13 protein-coding genes are annotated in these 15,334 nt (G+C 66.9%); 8 read left to right on the top strand and 5 right to left on the bottom strand.

All coding sequences use genetic code 11. From position 1 onward, the window contains the following. Positions 1-17 precede the first annotated feature (17 nt). Positions 18-899, bottom strand: coding sequence for a prolipoprotein diacylglyceryl transferase (gene lgt / locus ASE88_RS09150; protein WP_414893881.1), 882 nt, complete (start codon positions 897-899; stop codon positions 18-20). Positions 900-969: 70 nt separating this feature from the next. Between lgt and ASE88_RS09145 the strand changes: the two genes are divergently transcribed. The 4 genes from ASE88_RS09145 to phbB all read left to right on the top strand — a co-directional run bounded on the left by ASE88_RS09145 (position 970) and on the right by phbB (position 6,768). Continuing rightward, the gene (locus tag ASE88_RS09145) at positions 970-2,658 is read left to right on the top strand and encodes a class I adenylate-forming enzyme family protein (RefSeq protein WP_200910195.1); all 1,689 of its coding nucleotides are present in this window, start codon (positions 970-972) and stop codon (positions 2,656-2,658) included. 160 nt (positions 2,659-2,818) lie between these two features. Further along, positions 2,819-5,008, top strand: a complete 2,190-nt coding sequence (locus ASE88_RS09140) for a xanthine dehydrogenase family protein molybdopterin-binding subunit (protein WP_056477656.1) — start codon at positions 2,819-2,821, stop codon at positions 5,006-5,008. Continuing rightward, positions 5,005-6,012, top strand: a complete 1,008-nt coding sequence (gene hemH, locus ASE88_RS09135; protein WP_056477654.1) for a ferrochelatase — start codon at positions 5,005-5,007, stop codon at positions 6,010-6,012. The genes ASE88_RS09140 and hemH overlap by 4 nt, the downstream gene beginning before the upstream one ends. A 33-nt stretch (positions 6,013-6,045) precedes the next feature. Beyond that, positions 6,046-6,768, top strand: coding sequence for an acetoacetyl-CoA reductase (phbB, locus tag ASE88_RS09130; RefSeq protein ID WP_056066403.1), 723 nt, complete (start codon positions 6,046-6,048; stop codon positions 6,766-6,768). Between the two features lie 386 nt (positions 6,769-7,154). On the opposite strand, the gene murA is transcribed toward phbB, so the two are convergent. After that, positions 7,155-8,438 (bottom strand): UDP-N-acetylglucosamine 1-carboxyvinyltransferase, encoded by a 1,284-nt coding sequence (murA, locus tag ASE88_RS09125; RefSeq protein ID WP_055874164.1) that lies wholly within the window; start codon positions 8,436-8,438, stop codon positions 7,155-7,157. Positions 8,439-8,654: 216 nt separating this feature from the next. On the opposite strand from murA, the gene ASE88_RS09120 reads away from it, so the two are divergent. After that, positions 8,655-9,338, top strand: a complete 684-nt coding sequence (locus ASE88_RS09120; protein WP_235525593.1) for a Crp/Fnr family transcriptional regulator — start codon at positions 8,655-8,657, stop codon at positions 9,336-9,338. Positions 9,339-9,505: 167 nt separating this feature from the next. On the opposite strand, the gene clpS is transcribed toward ASE88_RS09120, so the two are convergent. The 3 genes from clpS to ASE88_RS09105 all read right to left on the bottom strand — a co-directional run bounded on the left by clpS (position 9,506) and on the right by ASE88_RS09105 (position 12,743). Continuing rightward, positions 9,506-9,841 carry an ATP-dependent Clp protease adapter ClpS gene (gene clpS, locus ASE88_RS09115; protein WP_055875355.1) on the bottom strand — a complete coding sequence of 112 codons (336 nt, stop codon included), beginning with the start codon at positions 9,839-9,841 and terminating at the stop codon, positions 9,506-9,508. Between the two features lie 196 nt (positions 9,842-10,037). Beyond that, entirely contained in the window at positions 10,038-10,499 is a 462-nt protein-coding gene (locus tag ASE88_RS19480; RefSeq protein ID WP_055874170.1) for a phasin family protein, read from the bottom strand. Positions 10,500-11,033: 534 nt separating this feature from the next. After that, on the bottom strand, positions 11,034-12,743 hold the full coding sequence (locus tag ASE88_RS09105) for a PHA/PHB synthase family protein (protein WP_056477652.1): 1,710 nt from the start codon (positions 12,741-12,743) through the stop codon (positions 11,034-11,036). 135 nt (positions 12,744-12,878) lie between these two features. Between ASE88_RS09105 and ASE88_RS09100 the strand changes: the two genes are divergently transcribed. Genes ASE88_RS09100 through ASE88_RS09090 form a run of 3 tightly spaced genes read left to right on the top strand, consistent with a single transcriptional unit; the run spans position 12,879 to position 15,295 of the window. Beyond that, positions 12,879-14,087 (top strand): LL-diaminopimelate aminotransferase, encoded by a 1,209-nt coding sequence (locus ASE88_RS09100; protein WP_056416040.1) that lies wholly within the window; start codon positions 12,879-12,881, stop codon positions 14,085-14,087. Positions 14,088-14,094: 7 nt separating this feature from the next. Then, positions 14,095-14,871: a sulfite exporter TauE/SafE family protein gene (locus ASE88_RS09095; RefSeq protein ID WP_056477650.1), complete on the top strand. Its 777-nt coding sequence runs from the start codon at positions 14,095-14,097 to the stop codon at positions 14,869-14,871. Between the two features lies 1 nt (position 14,872). Beyond that, complete coding sequence (locus ASE88_RS09090) at positions 14,873-15,295, top strand: acyl-CoA thioesterase (RefSeq protein WP_056477648.1); 423 nt, start codon at positions 14,873-14,875, stop codon at positions 15,293-15,295. Positions 15,296-15,334 lie beyond the last annotated feature (39 nt).

Here is a 15,334-nt window from a genome sequence, read left to right as displayed (position 1 = left end):
GGGGGGGGGGAGGGGAGTCAGGCGACGCTCTGCGTCCCCGCGATCGACTCGACCCGCACCCGACGCTTGGCCGAGGTCGCGACCAGGTACGCGCCGCCGACGATCATCGGCACGCACAGCCACTGGCCCATGTGCAGCCCGGTATGTTCGGCAAAGGCCCGCAGCTGCGAATCGGGTTCGCGGAAGAACTCGACGGTGAAGCGCGCGAGCCCGTAGCCCAGCACGAACAGCCCGACGAGCTTGCCCGGATCATACCGCGCCTTGGTCTTCCAGAACGCGAACCACAGCAGCGCGAACAGGAGGATTCCCTCCAGCCCCGCCTCGTACAGCTGGCTCGGGTGGCGCGCCGGCTCGATCATGCCGAACGGCACGGTGCGCTCGAAGACGATGCCCCAGGCGACGTCGGTCGGCTTGCCCCAGAGCTCGCCGTTGACGAAGTTGGCGAGCCGCCCGAAGAACAGCCCGAACGGGACGGCGCAGGCGATATAATCGTGCACGCGCAACCAGTTGAGCTGGTGCTTGCGCGCGAACAGGATCAGCCCGATCGAGGTGCCGATGACCCCGCCGTGGAACGACATCCCGCCGTCCCACAGCCGGAAGATCCGCAGCGGATGCAGGAACATCTCGGGCGCATAGAAGATCACATAGCCGAGTCGCCCGCCCAGGATGATGCCGAGCGTCGCGTAGAACACCAGGTCGTCGGCATGGCGCCGCGCCATCGGTGCACCGGGCTGCGCGAGCAGCCTCAGCAGATACCACCAGCCGAGCAGGATCCCGCCGATATAGGCCAGGCTATACCAGCGCAGCGTGAAGAATCCGATCGAGAAGACGTCGGGGTGCAAACCCAGATCCTCGAAGCGGATGTGACTGCCGACGGCAGCAGAAATGGTCGACAGGATCAAAGGCTTTTCCCCACGCGTTCGCCCCTGCATAAAGACGAGTAACGATAAGACCAAGTAGGAGAGCGATATGCGGACCGAGCTCGATGCGGCTATGGATTCCACGATGGCCGCGCTGACGGCGCCCGACGGCATGCTGGCACTCGGTTCGGCCGAGCGGTTCGGGGTCACGCTCCCGACGATCGCTGCCGCGCCGCCTGCGCTGAGTTACTATTTCGCGCATTATGCCAACGAGCATCGCGACGCCGTCTTCCTCGTCTCGGGCCCCGAGCGGCTGACGTTCGGCGAGGTCCATGCCGCGGCGGAGCATGTCGCGCGCGCGCTGGTCGGCGGGCACGGCGTGGCGAAGGGCGACCGGGTCGGGATCGCGATGCGCAATTCGCCGTCGTGGATCGTGCTCTACATGGGCATCGTCATGGCCGGCGGCGTCGCGACGTTGCTCAACGGCTGGTGGCAGGCGGAGGAACTGGAAGCGGCGATCCGCGACGTCGATTGCGCGCTCGTCTTCGCCGACCCGCCGCGCGTGAAGCGGCTTGCGCAGATCGCGGGCCTTGCCGCGCCGGTGATCGAGATCGACGATACGCGGCCGATCACTGAAGCGCTGGCAACCGTGCTCGCCAGGGACGATCATACCGCCGACCTGCCGCCGCTGGGGCCCGAGGATCATGCGACGATCCTGTTCACGAGCGGGTCGACCGGCCAGTCGAAGGGCGCGCTGTCCGAGCATCGCGCGATCGTGCAGGGCATCTTCAACTATCTCGGCCAGGCGATGATGATGATGGGCATCGCCACCGCTCAGGGCAATCCGCCGGTCGGCCAGCCGGTCACGTTGCTGACAATCCCGCTGTTCCACATCACCGGCGAAGTGCCGGTGTTCCTCCAGAGCTTCGCGATGGGGCGCAAGCTCGTGCTGATGCCGAAATGGGATGCGGGCGAGGCGATGCGGCTGATCGAGGCGGAGGGCGTCACCTATTTCGTCGGCGTGCCGCTGATGAGCTTCGAGATCCTCAACCACCCCGATCGTGCGAAGTACGACCTGTCGACCGTCACCGATTTTGCCGCGGGCGGAGCGCCGCGCCCGGTCGATCACGTTCGCCGGATCGACGCGGAGATGGGGGGCGGTGCCCCGCTGATCGGCTACGGCCTGACCGAGACCAACGCGGTCGGCACGGGCAACTGGCGCAGCAACTATCTCGCCAAGCCCAACTCCGCCGGCCGCGCGGGCGCGCCACTGGTCGATCTCGCGATCCTCGACGATGCCGGCCACCCGGTCGACCAGGGTCAGCGCGGCGAGGTGTGCATCCGCTCGATCTGCAACTTCAAGGAATATTGGAACCGCCCCGAAGCGACCGCGGCGGCGTTCACCGCGGACGGCTATTTCCGCACGGGCGACATCGGCTATCTCGATGAAGACGACTATCTGTTCATCGTCGACCGCAAGAAGGACATCATCATCCGCGGCGGCGAGAATATCTCGTGCCAGGAGGTCGAGGCGGCGCTGTACGAGCATCCGGCGGTGGCGGAAGCCGCGGTGTTCGGGCTGGCGGACGAGCGGTTCGGCGAGGTCCCCGGCGCGGTGGTCGTGGTGCGCGACGGCGAGACGCTGACGCCCGACGATCTCTGCGCGTTCCTCTACCAGCATATCGCCGCGTTCAAGGTCCCGCAGCGGATCTGGATTTCCGAACAGCCGTTGCCCAGACTGGGGACGGAAAAGATCGACAAGGTCTCGCTCAAGGCCACGTACCGCGCGCTGGCGTAGACGTCCCTCGCCCCTCCGGGGAGAGGGAGGGAGGAGCCGTAGGCGACGGAAGGGAGAGGGGCAGTGAGTCTCCCGGCACGGTCCCGGAGACCCACGCCCCCGCATCCGACGCTGCCGCGCCACCTTCTCCCCATGGGGGAGAAGGATTAGGGCGGTCAGCATGACGTTCAACCGACGTGGATTTTTGATAGGCGGCGGCGCAGGAATCGGCCTCGTCGTCGCCTGGGGCCTCTGGCCGCGCCGCTACGCGCCCACCCTCGTCACCAACCCCGGCGAAACCCCGTTCGGCGCGTGGCTCAAGATCGGCACCGACGGCCATGTCACCGTCGCCGTGCCGCAGGTCGAGCACGGCCAGGGCGTCTACACCACCCTCCCCCAAATCGTCGCGGACGAGCTCGGCGCGGACTGGCGCACCGTCGGCGTCGAACCCGCCCCGCTCAACCCGCTCTACGCCAACCCGGTCGGCCTGCACGACCTGTTCGAAGGGCTGTTCGACCGCCTTCCCGGTCGCGTCGCACAGCCGCCGATGCTGACCGGCGGATCGAGTTCGATCCGGATGTTCGAGCAGGCCTGTCGCGCGGCAGGCGCGAGCGCACGCGCGCTGCTGTGCATGGCCGCGGCAAAGCGCTGGGATGCCGACTGGACCGAGGTGGCCGTCGATGCAGGCTTCTGCACCCACGCGGGCAAGCGCATCCGCTTCGCCGAACTCGCCGAGGCGGCAGCGACCTTCACGCTGCCCGATCCGCTCCCGCTCGGGATCCAGGGCGCGGGCAAGCTCGCCGGCACGTCGGTGCCGCGGATCGACGCCGCCGCGAAGGTAAATGGCTCGGCGAATTTCGCGGGCGACGTCCGGCTCGCCGACATGGTGCATGCCGCGATCCGGCAGGGCCCGGTCGGCGGACGCCTGACACGGGTCGATCGCGCCGCCGCCGATCGGATCCGCGGCGTGCTGTCGGTGGTCGAAAACCCGAACTGGGTCGCGGCGGTGGCGACGACATGGTGGGCGGCGCACAAGGCGCTCGACGCGCTCGCGCCGCGGTTCGAAAATGCCGCTCCCCTCCCCGATACGCGCTCGATCGATGCGGCGCTGGACGCCGCGCTCGCGCGTCCGGGCACACAGGTGGCGTCGGTCGGCGATGTCGCGGCGACCTTCCAGGGCGCCAAGCTCGTCACCGCGACCTACCGCGCGGGGCTCGGCCTGCACGCGGGCATCGAGACGCGCAGCGCCACCGCGTCCTTCTCGAACGGCCGGCTCGAACTCTGGCTCGCGACCCAGGCCCCCGGCCTCGCGCGAACCGCAGCGGCGCGCGCAGCAGGTCTCGGCGAGGACTCGGTCGTCGTCCACCCGATGCTGATCGGCGGATCGTTCGGCGCGGCGCTCGAACCCGACATTGCCGAACAGGCCGCGATCCTCGCACTAAAGCTCAGGCGCCCCCTCAGCCTCGTCTGGTCGCGCGGCGAAGAGACGATCCACGGTCCCTATCGCGCGCCGGCGGTGGCGAAGATGGCGGCGCGGCTCGCCCCCAATGGCGCGGTTCTGGGCTGGAGCGCAAAAATCGCAGCGCCATCGACCGGGGCGGAGATGGCACGCCGGATGATGCCCGGGCTCGCGACCGAGGCCGCGCTGATCGGGGTGCGCGGCGACCGCTATGCCGTGGCCGGCGCGACGCCCGCCTATCGCATCCCGGCCTATGCGATCGATCACCATGCCGCCGAGATCGGCATCCCAACCGGCCACCTGCGCGGCGGCGCTCATGGCTACACCGCGTTCTTCACCGAATGCTTCCTCGACGAACTCGCGCATGTCGCACAGTCCGAGCCGATGTCGTTCCGGATCGGCATGCTCGGCAGCGCGCCGCGCCTCGCGCGCTGCCTGTCGACCGCGGCGGCGCTCGGCGGCTGGAACGGGGGTGTCGCGGGCAGCGGCCAGGGAATCGCGGCGCATGCCTTTCGCGGCAGCTACATCGCGGTCATGGCGGAGGCGCATCTGGGGGCGGACCAGCGCCCGGTCGTCGACCGCCTCGTCGCCGCGGTCGATTGCGGCGCGCAGATCAATCCCGACATCGTCCGCCAGCAGATCGAGGGCGGGCTGATCTTCGGGCTGGCCGGCGCGCTCGGCACCTCGACCGGGATTACCCGCGGGCTCGCCGACGCGCGCGGGTTCGACACGATCGCGCTGCCCCGGCTCGCCGACACGCCCGACATAACCGTCGAGCTGATCCGCAGCGAGGAGGCCCCCGGCGGCGTCGGCGACCTCGGCGTCCCCGCGGTCGCGCCGGCGATCGCCAACGCGCTCCATGCGTCAACGGGCTTTCGCATCCGCAATTTGCCCTTAAGACCGACGGCATGACCCTGCCCCCCGATCATCCGCCGATTCCTGCCCCCAAGATCGGCGTGCTGCTGATGAACCTCGGCACGCCCGATGGCCCCGATGCGAAATCGGTGAAGCGCTATCTCGGCGAATTCCTGTCCGATTCGCGCGTCGTCGAGATCCCGCAGATCGCGTGGCAGCCGATCCTGCGCGGGATCATCCTGAACACGCGCCCGAAAAAGTCCGCGCATGCCTATGCGCAGGTCTGGCGCGACGACGGATCGCCGCTCGCCGCGATCACCCGGTTGCAGGCGGACGCGCTCAAGGACGCGTTCGGCCCCACGGTCCTGGTCGACTGGGCGATGCGCTATGGCAATCCATCGATTTCGGACCGGCTTGTCGCGATGAAGGCGGCGGGCTGCGAGCGCATCCTGCTCGCGCCGCTCTACCCGCAATATTGCGCAGCAACGACCGCGACCGCGAACGACAAGGCGTTCAAGCATCTGGCCGGCCTGCGCTGGCAGCCGGCGATCCGGACGCTGCCGCCCTATTACGACGACACGCTGTATATCGACGCGCTGAAGGACTCGCTCGAGGCGGGGCTCGCCGCGCTCGACTTCACGCCGGACGCGATCGTCGCGAGCTTCCACGGGATGCCGAAGCGGACGTTGCAGCAGGGCGATCCCTATCACTGCCACTGCCAGAAGACCGCGCGGCTGCTCGGCGAGCGGATGGGACGCGAGCTGACGATCGCCTTCCAGTCGCGCTTCGGGCCGCAAAAGTGGCTGGGCCCAGCGACCGACGAGACGCTCGTCGCGCTCGCCAAGGCCGGCAAGACGAAGGTCGCGATCTTCGCGCCGGGCTTCTCCGCCGATTGCCTAGAGACGCTCGAGGAGCTGTCGATCCGCGGACGCGAGAGCTTCGAGGAGGCGGGCGGCACGCATTTCGCCTATCTGCCGTGCCTCAACGACAGCCCGGTCGGCGTCGAAATGCTGCGCAGCATTTTGGCACGCGAGCTTGAAGGATGGGTGCGGGCTGGCTAGCCTTCCGCAAAAGGACGAACCTAGGAGAGACTGATGGCACGCGTTGCAATTGTAACCGGTGGTACGCGCGGCATCGGCGAGGCGATCAGTCTCGCGCTTCAGGACATGGGCCTGACCGTGGCGGCAACCTACGCCGGCAACGACGACCGCGCCCGGGAATTTACCGAGCGCACCGGCATCAAGGCGTATAAATGGGACGTCGCCGATTACGATGCGTGTCAGGCGGGCTGTGCGCAGGTCGCCGCCGATCTGGGCGATGTCGATATCGTCGTGAACAATGCGGGCATCACGCGCGACGGCACCATCCTGAAGATGACGTATCAGGACTGGAAAGAGGTAATGGACACCAACCTCGGCGGTTGCTTCAACATGGCCAAGGCGGTGTTCCCGGGCATGCGGACGCGCAAATGGGGGCGGATCGTCAACATCGGCTCGATCAATGGACAGGCCGGGCAGTACGGCCAGGTGAACTATGCCGCCGCGAAATCGGGCATCCACGGCTTCACCAAGGCGCTGGCGCAGGAGGGCGCGCGGGCCGGCGTCACGGTCAACGCGATCGCGCCGGGCTATATCGACACGGACATGGTGGCGGCGGTGCCGGCGGACGTGCTGGAGAAGATCGTCGCGAAGATCCCCGTCGGGCGATTGGGTCAGGCGACCGAGATCGCGCGCGGCGTGGCGTTCCTGTGCTCGGAGGAGGGCGGGTTCGTGACCGGGTCGACGCTGAGCATCAATGGCGGGCAGCACATGTACTGACGGGCGCAGGCGCGGGAAACCGTGCCGCTGCCCGCAAGCGAAGCAAGCGGGCAGCGCCCGGCACGGCCGGCGGGTCGGTTCACCGAACCCGTCCGACGGCGGCTTTGCCGGCGGCGCTGCGTCGATGTCTACCGGGCCACCAATGACAGCTTTGTTTGATCCTGGGCCCCCCGCCTTCGCGGGGGAACTAGCCGCGTAGCGCTACTTGGACCGCCCCACAGCGTCCGTGAGCACGAGAATGCCACCGCAAAACGCCCAGCAACCTGCTCCCTCTCCCCTCCGGGGAGAGGGTCGGGAAGAGGGGCGCCGCGAACGCTACCCTTCCCAACTACCCCTAACCCAACCCCCTCCCCGGAGGCGACAGGGCTAGCGGCGCAAATTAGCCCTCACCCGTCGCTGGCGCGCTCGATATCCGCGCCGACCGCACTCAGTTTCTCCTCCAACCGCTCATAGCCGCGGTCGAGATGATAGACCCGGCCGACCGACGTCTCGCCGTCCGCTGCGAGACCCGCCAGGATCAGGCTCATCGACGCGCGCAGGTCGGTCGCCATCACCGGCGCCCCCACGAGCTTGTCGACGCCGCGCACCACCGCGGTCCGCCCGCGCACCTGGATGTCGGCGCCCATCCGCGCCAGCTCGGGCACGTGCATGTAGCGGTTCTCGAAGATCGTCTCGGTCAGGACGCTGGCGCCGTCCGCCTTGCAGAGCATCGCCATGAACTGCGCCTGCATGTCGGTCGCGAAGCCGGGATAGGGCGCGGTGGACAGCGTCAGCGGCTTCAGTCCGCCGTCCGCGGCGACGCGCACGCCGTCCTTGGTCGGCGTCACCGACACGCCCGCCTCGACCAGCGCGTCGAACGTCGCGCCCATGTCGGGGATCGCCACGCCGACCAGTTCCAGGTCGCCGCCGGTGATCGCCGCGGCGCAGGCATAGCTGCCCGCCTCGATCCGGTCGGGCATCACCGCATAGGTCGCGCCGTGCAACCGGTCGCGCCCCTCGATCGTCAGCGTCTCGGTGCCGATCCCGTCAATCGACGCGCCCATCGCGACGAGGCAGTTGCACAGATCGACGATCTCGGGCTCGCGCGCGGCGTTCTCGATCACGCTCGTCCCCTTGGCGAGCACCGCCGCCATGATCACGTTCTCGGTCGCGCCGACCGACACGATCGGGAAACGATAGCGTCCACCCGGCAGGCGGCCGCCCGGCGCGGTCGCCTTCACATAGCCTGCCGCCATCTCGAGCTCGGCGCCGATCGCCTCGAGCGCGCGCAGATGCAGGTCGATCGGGCGGTTGCCGATCGCGCAGCCGCCCGGCAGCGACACCGTCGCCTCGCCGCCGCGCCCGAGCAGCGGCCCGAGCACGAGGATCGATGCGCGCATTTTCCGCACGATGTCGTACGGCGCCTCGGTCGAGGTCAGGTTGCCCGCGCGGATCGTCATCACCCGGCCGAAATCCTCGGGCCGCGTCCCCTGGATCGCGGTCGACGCGCCGAGCTGGTTAAGCAAGTGGCCGAAGCCATCGACATCCGCCAGCCGCGGCAGATTGCGCAGCGTCAGCGGTTCTTCGGTCAGCAGCGCGCACGGCATCAGCGTGAGCGCGGCGTTCTTCGCACCGGAAATGGGCAGGCGCCCGGACAGGCGATTGCCGCCACGAATGAGAATACGGTCCATCCCGGGTGTCTATCGCGGCTGGCGTTCTGCGCAAGGCCACGCACGCAAGAACCCGACGAGGAAACACGGGCTCGGGACACCCGAATGCGCGCGCTTGATCGACTTTAATGCGCGGGAAACATAGCTTTGCTCTTTGTGCCCTCGAACATGGGGGACCATCACAGAGTGCCGGACAGCTGCTTCGCCGAACGCGTCGGCGATCTCATCGACTTGTCGATGAACGAAAGGGCTGCGTTAGCGCGGTTGGAGGAACGCCCGCGCGACCTGCGTCGCGGCGCGATCCTGCTGCGCGAGAACGATCCGCAGCCCGAGCTCTTCATCCTTCAGCGCGGCATGGCGATGAGCTATGTGCTGCTCGACGACGGCAGCCGCCAGATCCTTCGCTTCCTCCACGCCGGCGACATGCTCGGCGTGTCGGCGCTGGTGTATCGCGATTCGCCGGAAACGGTGGTCGCGCTGACCGATTGCACGGTTTGCCCGTTCGATCGCTCGGCAATGACTGCGATGGTGACCGATCATCCGCGACTGTCGGCAATCATCATGGTGATGAACCAGATGGAGAAGGTCGCGCTGACCGACCGGCTCGCGGCGCTCGGTCGCACCTCGGCCAAGGCGCGGATCGCCGCGTTGCTGATCGAGATGCACAACCGTCTGCGCCGGCGGGACCAGGCGATCGGCAACAGTTTCACGCTCGGTGTCACGCAGGAGGAGATCGGCGACGCCACCGGGCTTACCGCGGTGCACGTCAACCGTATGCTGCGCCAGCTCGAGGAAGACGGGCTGATCCGGCGCGAAGGCAGCCGGGTGACGCTGCTGAAGGAGACGCTGCTGGCACAGGCGGCGAATTACATCGATCGCTTCGACGGGCTCGACCTGCGCTGGTTACCCCCGGCCCGCTAGGGGTCGTCCCCTCTCCTCCCTCGCCGCGGAGAGGTGGCTGGCTCTTGCCTGATGGAGGGGGGAACACGAAACGGGGGTGGGCGCTTGCCTCCCCCGTCCGTCACCTTCGGCGCCACTCCCCCCTTGCGGGCGAGGATTGGCAGAGCCGGTACCGGTGACTTAGGGCATCACGCCTTTTCGAGCGTGCACTGTAGCGGGTGCTGGTTCTGCCGGGCGAAATCCATGACTTGGCTCACCTTGGTTTCGGCCACTTCGTAGCTGAACGTGCCGCATACGCCGACGCCCTTCTGGTGGACGTGGAGCATCACGCGCGTTGCAGCCTCCATATCCATGCGGAAGAACCGCTGAAGGCAGAGGACGACGAATTCCATCGGCGTGTAATCGTCGTTGAGCATCAGCACGCGATATGGTGTCGGCTGCTTGGTCTTCGCACGTGTCTTGGTCGCGATTCCCGCGCCCGTGCCGCCGGTACCATCCTCGCCATCGTCACGGCGCTCGGCCATCGATTTTACGGCCATCATTTGAGAGTTTACCACCATGCCGTCGAAATATGGCATCCCGCCCGGCAAGAGCAAGGGGGCGTCCGCAAACGACGACTGCAAAAGAGGCGGCAGCAGAAGAGGCGACCGTCGCGTGACGGCCGCCCCCATCTGTCTCACCGTGCTCCGACGCGTCACCCGACGGCGACGCGGCGCAGGCTCAGGCCGAAATCTTCATCTTGTCGGTCGCAACCGCGACGCGGTTCGAGATCGGCTGTGCGACCTCGCCGAACATCTTGAGCATCCGCTCGGTCGAGCGCGAGCCCTCGGCGATCATCGTGTCGAACGCGGTACGCGCATAATCGCTCTGCAACTTCATGAACTCGGTCGGCGACTTGGCGGCGGCGAGCGTCTTGGCGGCTTCGGTCGCGTGTTCGAACGAGGTCTTGGCGTAATCGGCAGCCTCCTGGCCCAGCGCTTCGACGTTCTTCGCGGCGATCTTCGACGACTCGACGAGCGCCTCGATATTGCCCTTGCCGAAGGCGACGAAATCTTCGGCCATCTTCGCCGACTTTTCCATCGCGCCCTTGGCCTGCTCGGTGAAATCGGTGGTGGTCGTGCCGCTGAACCCGTTGGTGAACAGGGACTTGGTCTTGTCGGTGATGCTCTGGATCGTTTCCATGATGGCGTCCTTTGTTTCGCTGGCTGCGGTTTCGGTAACTGCGGTTTCGGTAGCTGCGGCTTCGGTAACTGGAGCTTCGGTAACTGGAGCTTCGGTAACTGGAGCTTCGCCGACTGGAATCCCCGACGGCGCGGCGGCCAAGATCGGGGGGGGCGAGTCTGGCTGCGGCGATACAAAAGCGGCCGCGGGAGGTGAGTCGATCGCCGGCGTCATGGCGACCGGCATGGGTGCCGGTTGTGCCGGCTTGGGTTCTGCTTGCGCCGGCGTGGGGGCCGGTTGGGCCAGCTTGTGTGCGGGTTCTGCCGGTTTCACGGCCGGTGGTACCGGCTTGCGTTCCGGGGGTGCCGGCTGGGCGACAATCCGAGGAGCCTTCGCGGTGGCGACAGGCTTCGAACCGGGCTTGGCCGTCCGTTTCACGATATCCACCATCCACGCACCTCTCTTCGGAGTTATGTCGCAATCCTTATACACGAATTACGGCGCCGCACAAATAAATTGTGCACCGCACCATGACGTTAACGGAAGGTCGCGTTATCAGCTTTTAACGTACGTGCCGGGCGCGTCTCCGAGCGCCGCGAGCGATCCCGCGCCGGGTAGCCTAACCCCTTTTGCCGACACGGTTTTGGCATCGATCGCGCGGACCCATTCGACCCAGTCCGGCCACCAGCTTCCCTTGGTCTCGGTCGCCCCCGCGACGAAGTCCGCGAGCGTCGTATGCGGCGAGGGATTGGTCCAATACTGATACTTTCCGGCCGCCGGCGGGTTCACGACTCCGGCAATGTGCCCCGACCCCGCGAGCACGAATTTTAGCGGTCCGGCAAAGAGCTCAGTCAGCTTCCAGACGCTCTCGGCAGGCGCGATATGATCCTCGCGCCCCGCCTGGACATAGCTCGGCGTCGTCACCTTGGTCAGGTCGAGCGGCGTGCCGGCGACGCTGATCGCCCCGGGCTTCACCAGCAGATTGTCGCGGTAGAGATCGGTCAGATAACTCAGATGCCATTTCGCGGGCAGGTTGGTCGTGTCGCCATTCCAGTGGAGCAGGTCGAACGGCACGTAATCCTGGCCGAGCAGGTAATTCTGCGTGACGTAGTTCCAGATCAGGTCGCGCCCGCGCAACAGGTTGAACGTCGTCGCCATGTAGCGTCCGTCGAGAAACCCCTCGGGCGAGAGCGACGCGACCATCTTCAATTGCTCGTCGTCGATGAAATGCTGCAATTCGCCAGCCTGCGCGAAATCGACCTGCGCTGTAAAGAACGTCGCGCTCGCGACCTTCGCCGCTTCGCCGCGCGCGGCCAGCAGCGCGAGCGTCGCCGCCAGCGTCGTCCCCGCGACGCAATAGCCGATCGTGTGCACCGCGGGCACCTTCAGCGCGGCCCGCACCGTGTCGATCGCATCGACCTGCGCGGCGACATAATCGTCCCAGACCACGTCCTTCATGCTCGCATCGGCGGATTTCCACGACACCATGAACACCGTGATGCCCTGCTCGACCGCCCAGCGGATGAAGCTCTTCTCGGGCGTCAGGTCGAGGATGTAGAACCGGTTGATCCATGGCGGGAAGATGACGAGCGGCGTCGCCAGCACCTTGGGGGTGGTCGGCGTATACTGGATCAGTTCGTAGAGTGGCGTGCGCTTGACCACCTTGCCCGGCGTCATCGCAAGGTTGCGACCGAGCTCGAACGCGCCGTCGGGGGTGTGCGTCACCTGCCCGCGGGCAAGATCGGCCATCATGTTCTGCAGCCCTTTCAGCAGATTCTCGCCGCGCGTCTCGATCGTCTTCTCGATCACCTGCGGGTTGGTCAGCGCGAAGTTGGTCGGGCTCATCGCATCGACGAACCCCTTGGTCGCGAACCGCAACTGCTCCTTCTGCTTGGCGTCGAGCCCGTCGACCGCCTCGACGCTGCGCAGCATGTGATCGCCGATCAGTTCGTAGCTCTGGCGGATCAGGTCGAACACCGGCGCGCGCCACTGCGGCGCCTTGAAACGCTTGTCGGTAACCGGCGCGGGCTCGGCCGCCTTGGCGGGATCGAGGAACCGCTGCCACAGCGTGAGGCTCTCGCTCCAGAAATCGCGCGCGCGCGCCAGCGTGGCGGGATCGGTGAAGCCCGGGATCGCGGGGATGCCCTCCGGCGGCGCCTGCATCGCGGCGAGCCCCTGCTCCATCATCATCTGCTGCGCCCGGCCCATCACCCAGGTCCAGTGCTGGAGATCGGGCAGGCTTGGAGCGGGAGGAGTTTCGGCCATGACGTCCTCTTATTTTTCCGTAGCCTAGCCCAAGAGTGCCGGGTCATTCCATCCCTCTTTGCGATCCGGACAATCCAAAGGTTTCCGCATTCTTCCGAATGACGTAAGGATCGTGCGCCATCACACGAGGGTTCCATGTCCGAAGATTTCTACCGCATCAAACGCTTGCCCCCCTATGTCATCGCCGAAGTGAACGCGATGCGGGCGGCGGCGCGCGCGGGCGGGGAGGACATCATCGATCTCGGCATGGGCAATCCCGATCTGCCGCCGCCTGAGCACGTCATCGAAAAGCTCGTCGAAGTCGCGCGCAAACCCAGCGCGCACGGCTATTCGCAGTCGAAGGGCATTCCCGGCCTGCGCAAGGCACAGGCCAACTATTACGGCCGCCGCTTCGGCGTCGACGTCGATCCTGAGACCGAGGTCGTCGTGACGATGGGCTCGAAGGAAGGGCTCGCCAGCCTCGCCACCGCGATCACCGCGCCCGGCGACGTCGTGCTCGCGCCGAACCCGTCCTACCCCATCCACACCTTCGGCTTCATCATCGCCGGCGCGACGATCCGCGCGGTGCCGACCACGCCCGACGAGGCGTATTTCGAGAGCCTGGAGCGCGCGATGGCGTTCACCGTGCCGCGTCCGTCGGTGCTGGTGATGGGCTATCCGTCGAACCCGACCGCCGAAGTCGTCGACCTGGCCTTCTACGAACGCGTCGTCGAGTTCGCGAAGAAGCATAAGCTCTGGGTGATCTCCGACCTAGCCTATTCGGAGCTGTATTACGACGGCAAGCCGACCCCCTCGATCCTGCAGGTGCCGGGCGCGAAGGATGTCGCGATCGAGTTCACCTCGCTCAGCAAGACCTATTCGATGGCCGGGTGGCGGATGGGCTTCGGGGTCGGCAACAAGACGCTGATCGCGGCAATGACCCGCGTGAAATCCTATCTCGATTACGGCGCGTTCACGCCGATCCAGGCGGCGGCCTGCGCTGCGCTCAACGGCCCGCAGGATATCGTCGCGCGCAACCGCGAACTTTATCACAAGCGCCGCGACGTGCTGGTGGAAAGCTTCGGCCGCGCCGGGTGGGATATTCCAAGCCCCCGTGCGAGCATGTTCGCCTGGGCGCCTTTGCCGCCCGCCCTCGCGCATTTAGGTAGCCTTGAGTTCACCAAACAATTGCTGACTCACGCGCACGTCGCGGTGGCCCCAGGGGTGGGCTACGGCGAAAACGGCGAAGGCTATGTGAGGATCGCGATGGTCGAGAACGAACAGCGGCTCCGCCAGGCGGCGCGCAACGTGAAGAAATATCTCCAGTCGATGGGCGTGAACACGCCCGCGCGTGGCGCTGGCTAACCCCTTAGTGGATATCAATCTGTTGTATTCGGTGGCCGGCGTGCTCGTCGGCCTGATCGTCGGGCTGACCGGCGTCGGTGGCGGATCGCTGATGACGCCGCTGCTGGTGCTCGTCTTCGGCTTCCACCCGGCCACCGCGGTCGGCACCGACCTGCTCTACGCCTCGGCGACCAAGACGGTGGGCACGACCGTGCATGGCTGGCGCGGCACCGTCGACTGGCGAGTCGTGCGGCGGCTCGCGACCGGCAGCGTTCCCGCGGCGATCGCGACGTTGCTCGTGCTCAACTATCTCGGCGAGAAATCGTCGGACACCGGCCATGCGATCACCGTCGTATTGGGCGTGACGCTGGTCCTGTCGGCGGTTGCGACCTTCTTTCGCGGGAGGATCGTCGCGTGGCTCACCCCGCGGATCGGCACCGTCGGCGGCGAGCGTCAGGCAATGCTGACGATCCTGCTCGGCGCCGTCCTCGGCGTGCTCGTCTCGCTGACCTCGGTCGGTGCGGGCGCGCTGGGGATGACGGCCCTCCTCATCCTCTACCCGAAGCTGCCGATCAACCGGCTGGTCGGATCGGACATCGCACATGCCGTGCCGCTGACGCTGCTCGGCGGGATCGGCCACTGGATCCTCGGCTCGGTCGACGTCGACCTGCTCGTATCGCTGCTGATCGGATCTGTCCCGGGGATCGTCATCGGCAGCCTGATCGCGACGCGCGTGTCGGACCGCGTGCTGGTGCCGGTGCTGGCGACCGTGCTGGCGATCGTCGGTATCCGCCTGATCGTCTGACATGCGCCCGGGTTTCGCCTTCTCGACGCGGTTCCGCGTGCGCTATGCCGAGATCGACGGCCAGCGCATCGTCTTCAACTCGCGCTATCTCGAATATGCCGATGTCGCGGTCACCGAGTTCTGGGAGTGGACCGGGATCGCTACGGCCTTGCCGGAGGTGTGGCCCAGCACCGAGTTCAACGTGCGCCGCACCGAGATCGATTATCTGAAGCCGTTCCGCCTGGGCGATACGGTGGAGGCGTTCGTGCGGATCGAGAAGCTGGGCACGTCGAGCCTGACGAAACGTTTCGAGCTCGCGCATGCCGAGACGGGCGAGCTGCATACGGTGATCACCATGGTCAGCGTACACGTCGATCTGGAAACGGGGCGGCCGGTGCCGCTGCCGGACTCGATCCGCACGGTGTTGGTGGCGTTGCTCGCCTAGCAATCCGAAGACAGCATGTTCCCCCGCGAAGGCGGGGGT

The sequence above is a fragment of the Sphingomonas sp. Leaf38 genome (assembly GCF_001421825.1).
In the GTDB taxonomy this organism is placed as follows: domain Bacteria; phylum Pseudomonadota; class Alphaproteobacteria; order Sphingomonadales; family Sphingomonadaceae; genus Sphingomonas.
The sequence above is the reverse complement of the archived record's forward strand: the minus strand, read 5'-3'. Positions and strand labels throughout refer to the sequence as shown.

Bases quoted from the DNA above. Each gene is read 5' to 3' on its own strand.
- ASE88_RS09145 (WP_200910195.1), top strand. From the start codon at position 970: ATGCGGACCGAGCTCGATGCGGCTATGGATTCCACGATGGCCGCGCTG.
- ASE88_RS09140 (WP_056477656.1), top strand. From the start codon at position 2,819: ATGACGTTCAACCGACGTGGATTTTTGATAGGCGGCGGCGCAGGAATC.
- hemH (WP_056477654.1), top strand. From the start codon at position 5,005: ATGACCCTGCCCCCCGATCATCCGCCGATTCCTGCCCCCAAGATCGGC.
- phbB (WP_056066403.1), top strand. From the start codon at position 6,046: ATGGCACGCGTTGCAATTGTAACCGGTGGTACGCGCGGCATCGGCGAG.
- murA (WP_055874164.1), bottom strand. From the start codon at position 8,438: ATGGACCGTATTCTCATTCGTGGCGGCAATCGCCTGTCCGGGCGCCTG.
- ASE88_RS09120 (WP_235525593.1), top strand. From the start codon at position 8,655: ATGAACGAAAGGGCTGCGTTAGCGCGGTTGGAGGAACGCCCGCGCGAC.
- clpS (WP_055875355.1), bottom strand. From the start codon at position 9,841: ATGGCCGAGCGCCGTGACGATGGCGAGGATGGTACCGGCGGCACGGGC.
- ASE88_RS19480 (WP_055874170.1), bottom strand. From the start codon at position 10,499: ATGGAAACGATCCAGAGCATCACCGACAAGACCAAGTCCCTGTTCACC.
- ASE88_RS09105 (WP_056477652.1), bottom strand. From the start codon at position 12,743: ATGGCCGAAACTCCTCCCGCTCCAAGCCTGCCCGATCTCCAGCACTGG.
- ASE88_RS09100 (WP_056416040.1), top strand. From the start codon at position 12,879: ATGTCCGAAGATTTCTACCGCATCAAACGCTTGCCCCCCTATGTCATC.
- ASE88_RS09090 (WP_056477648.1), top strand. From the start codon at position 14,873: ATGCGCCCGGGTTTCGCCTTCTCGACGCGGTTCCGCGTGCGCTATGCC.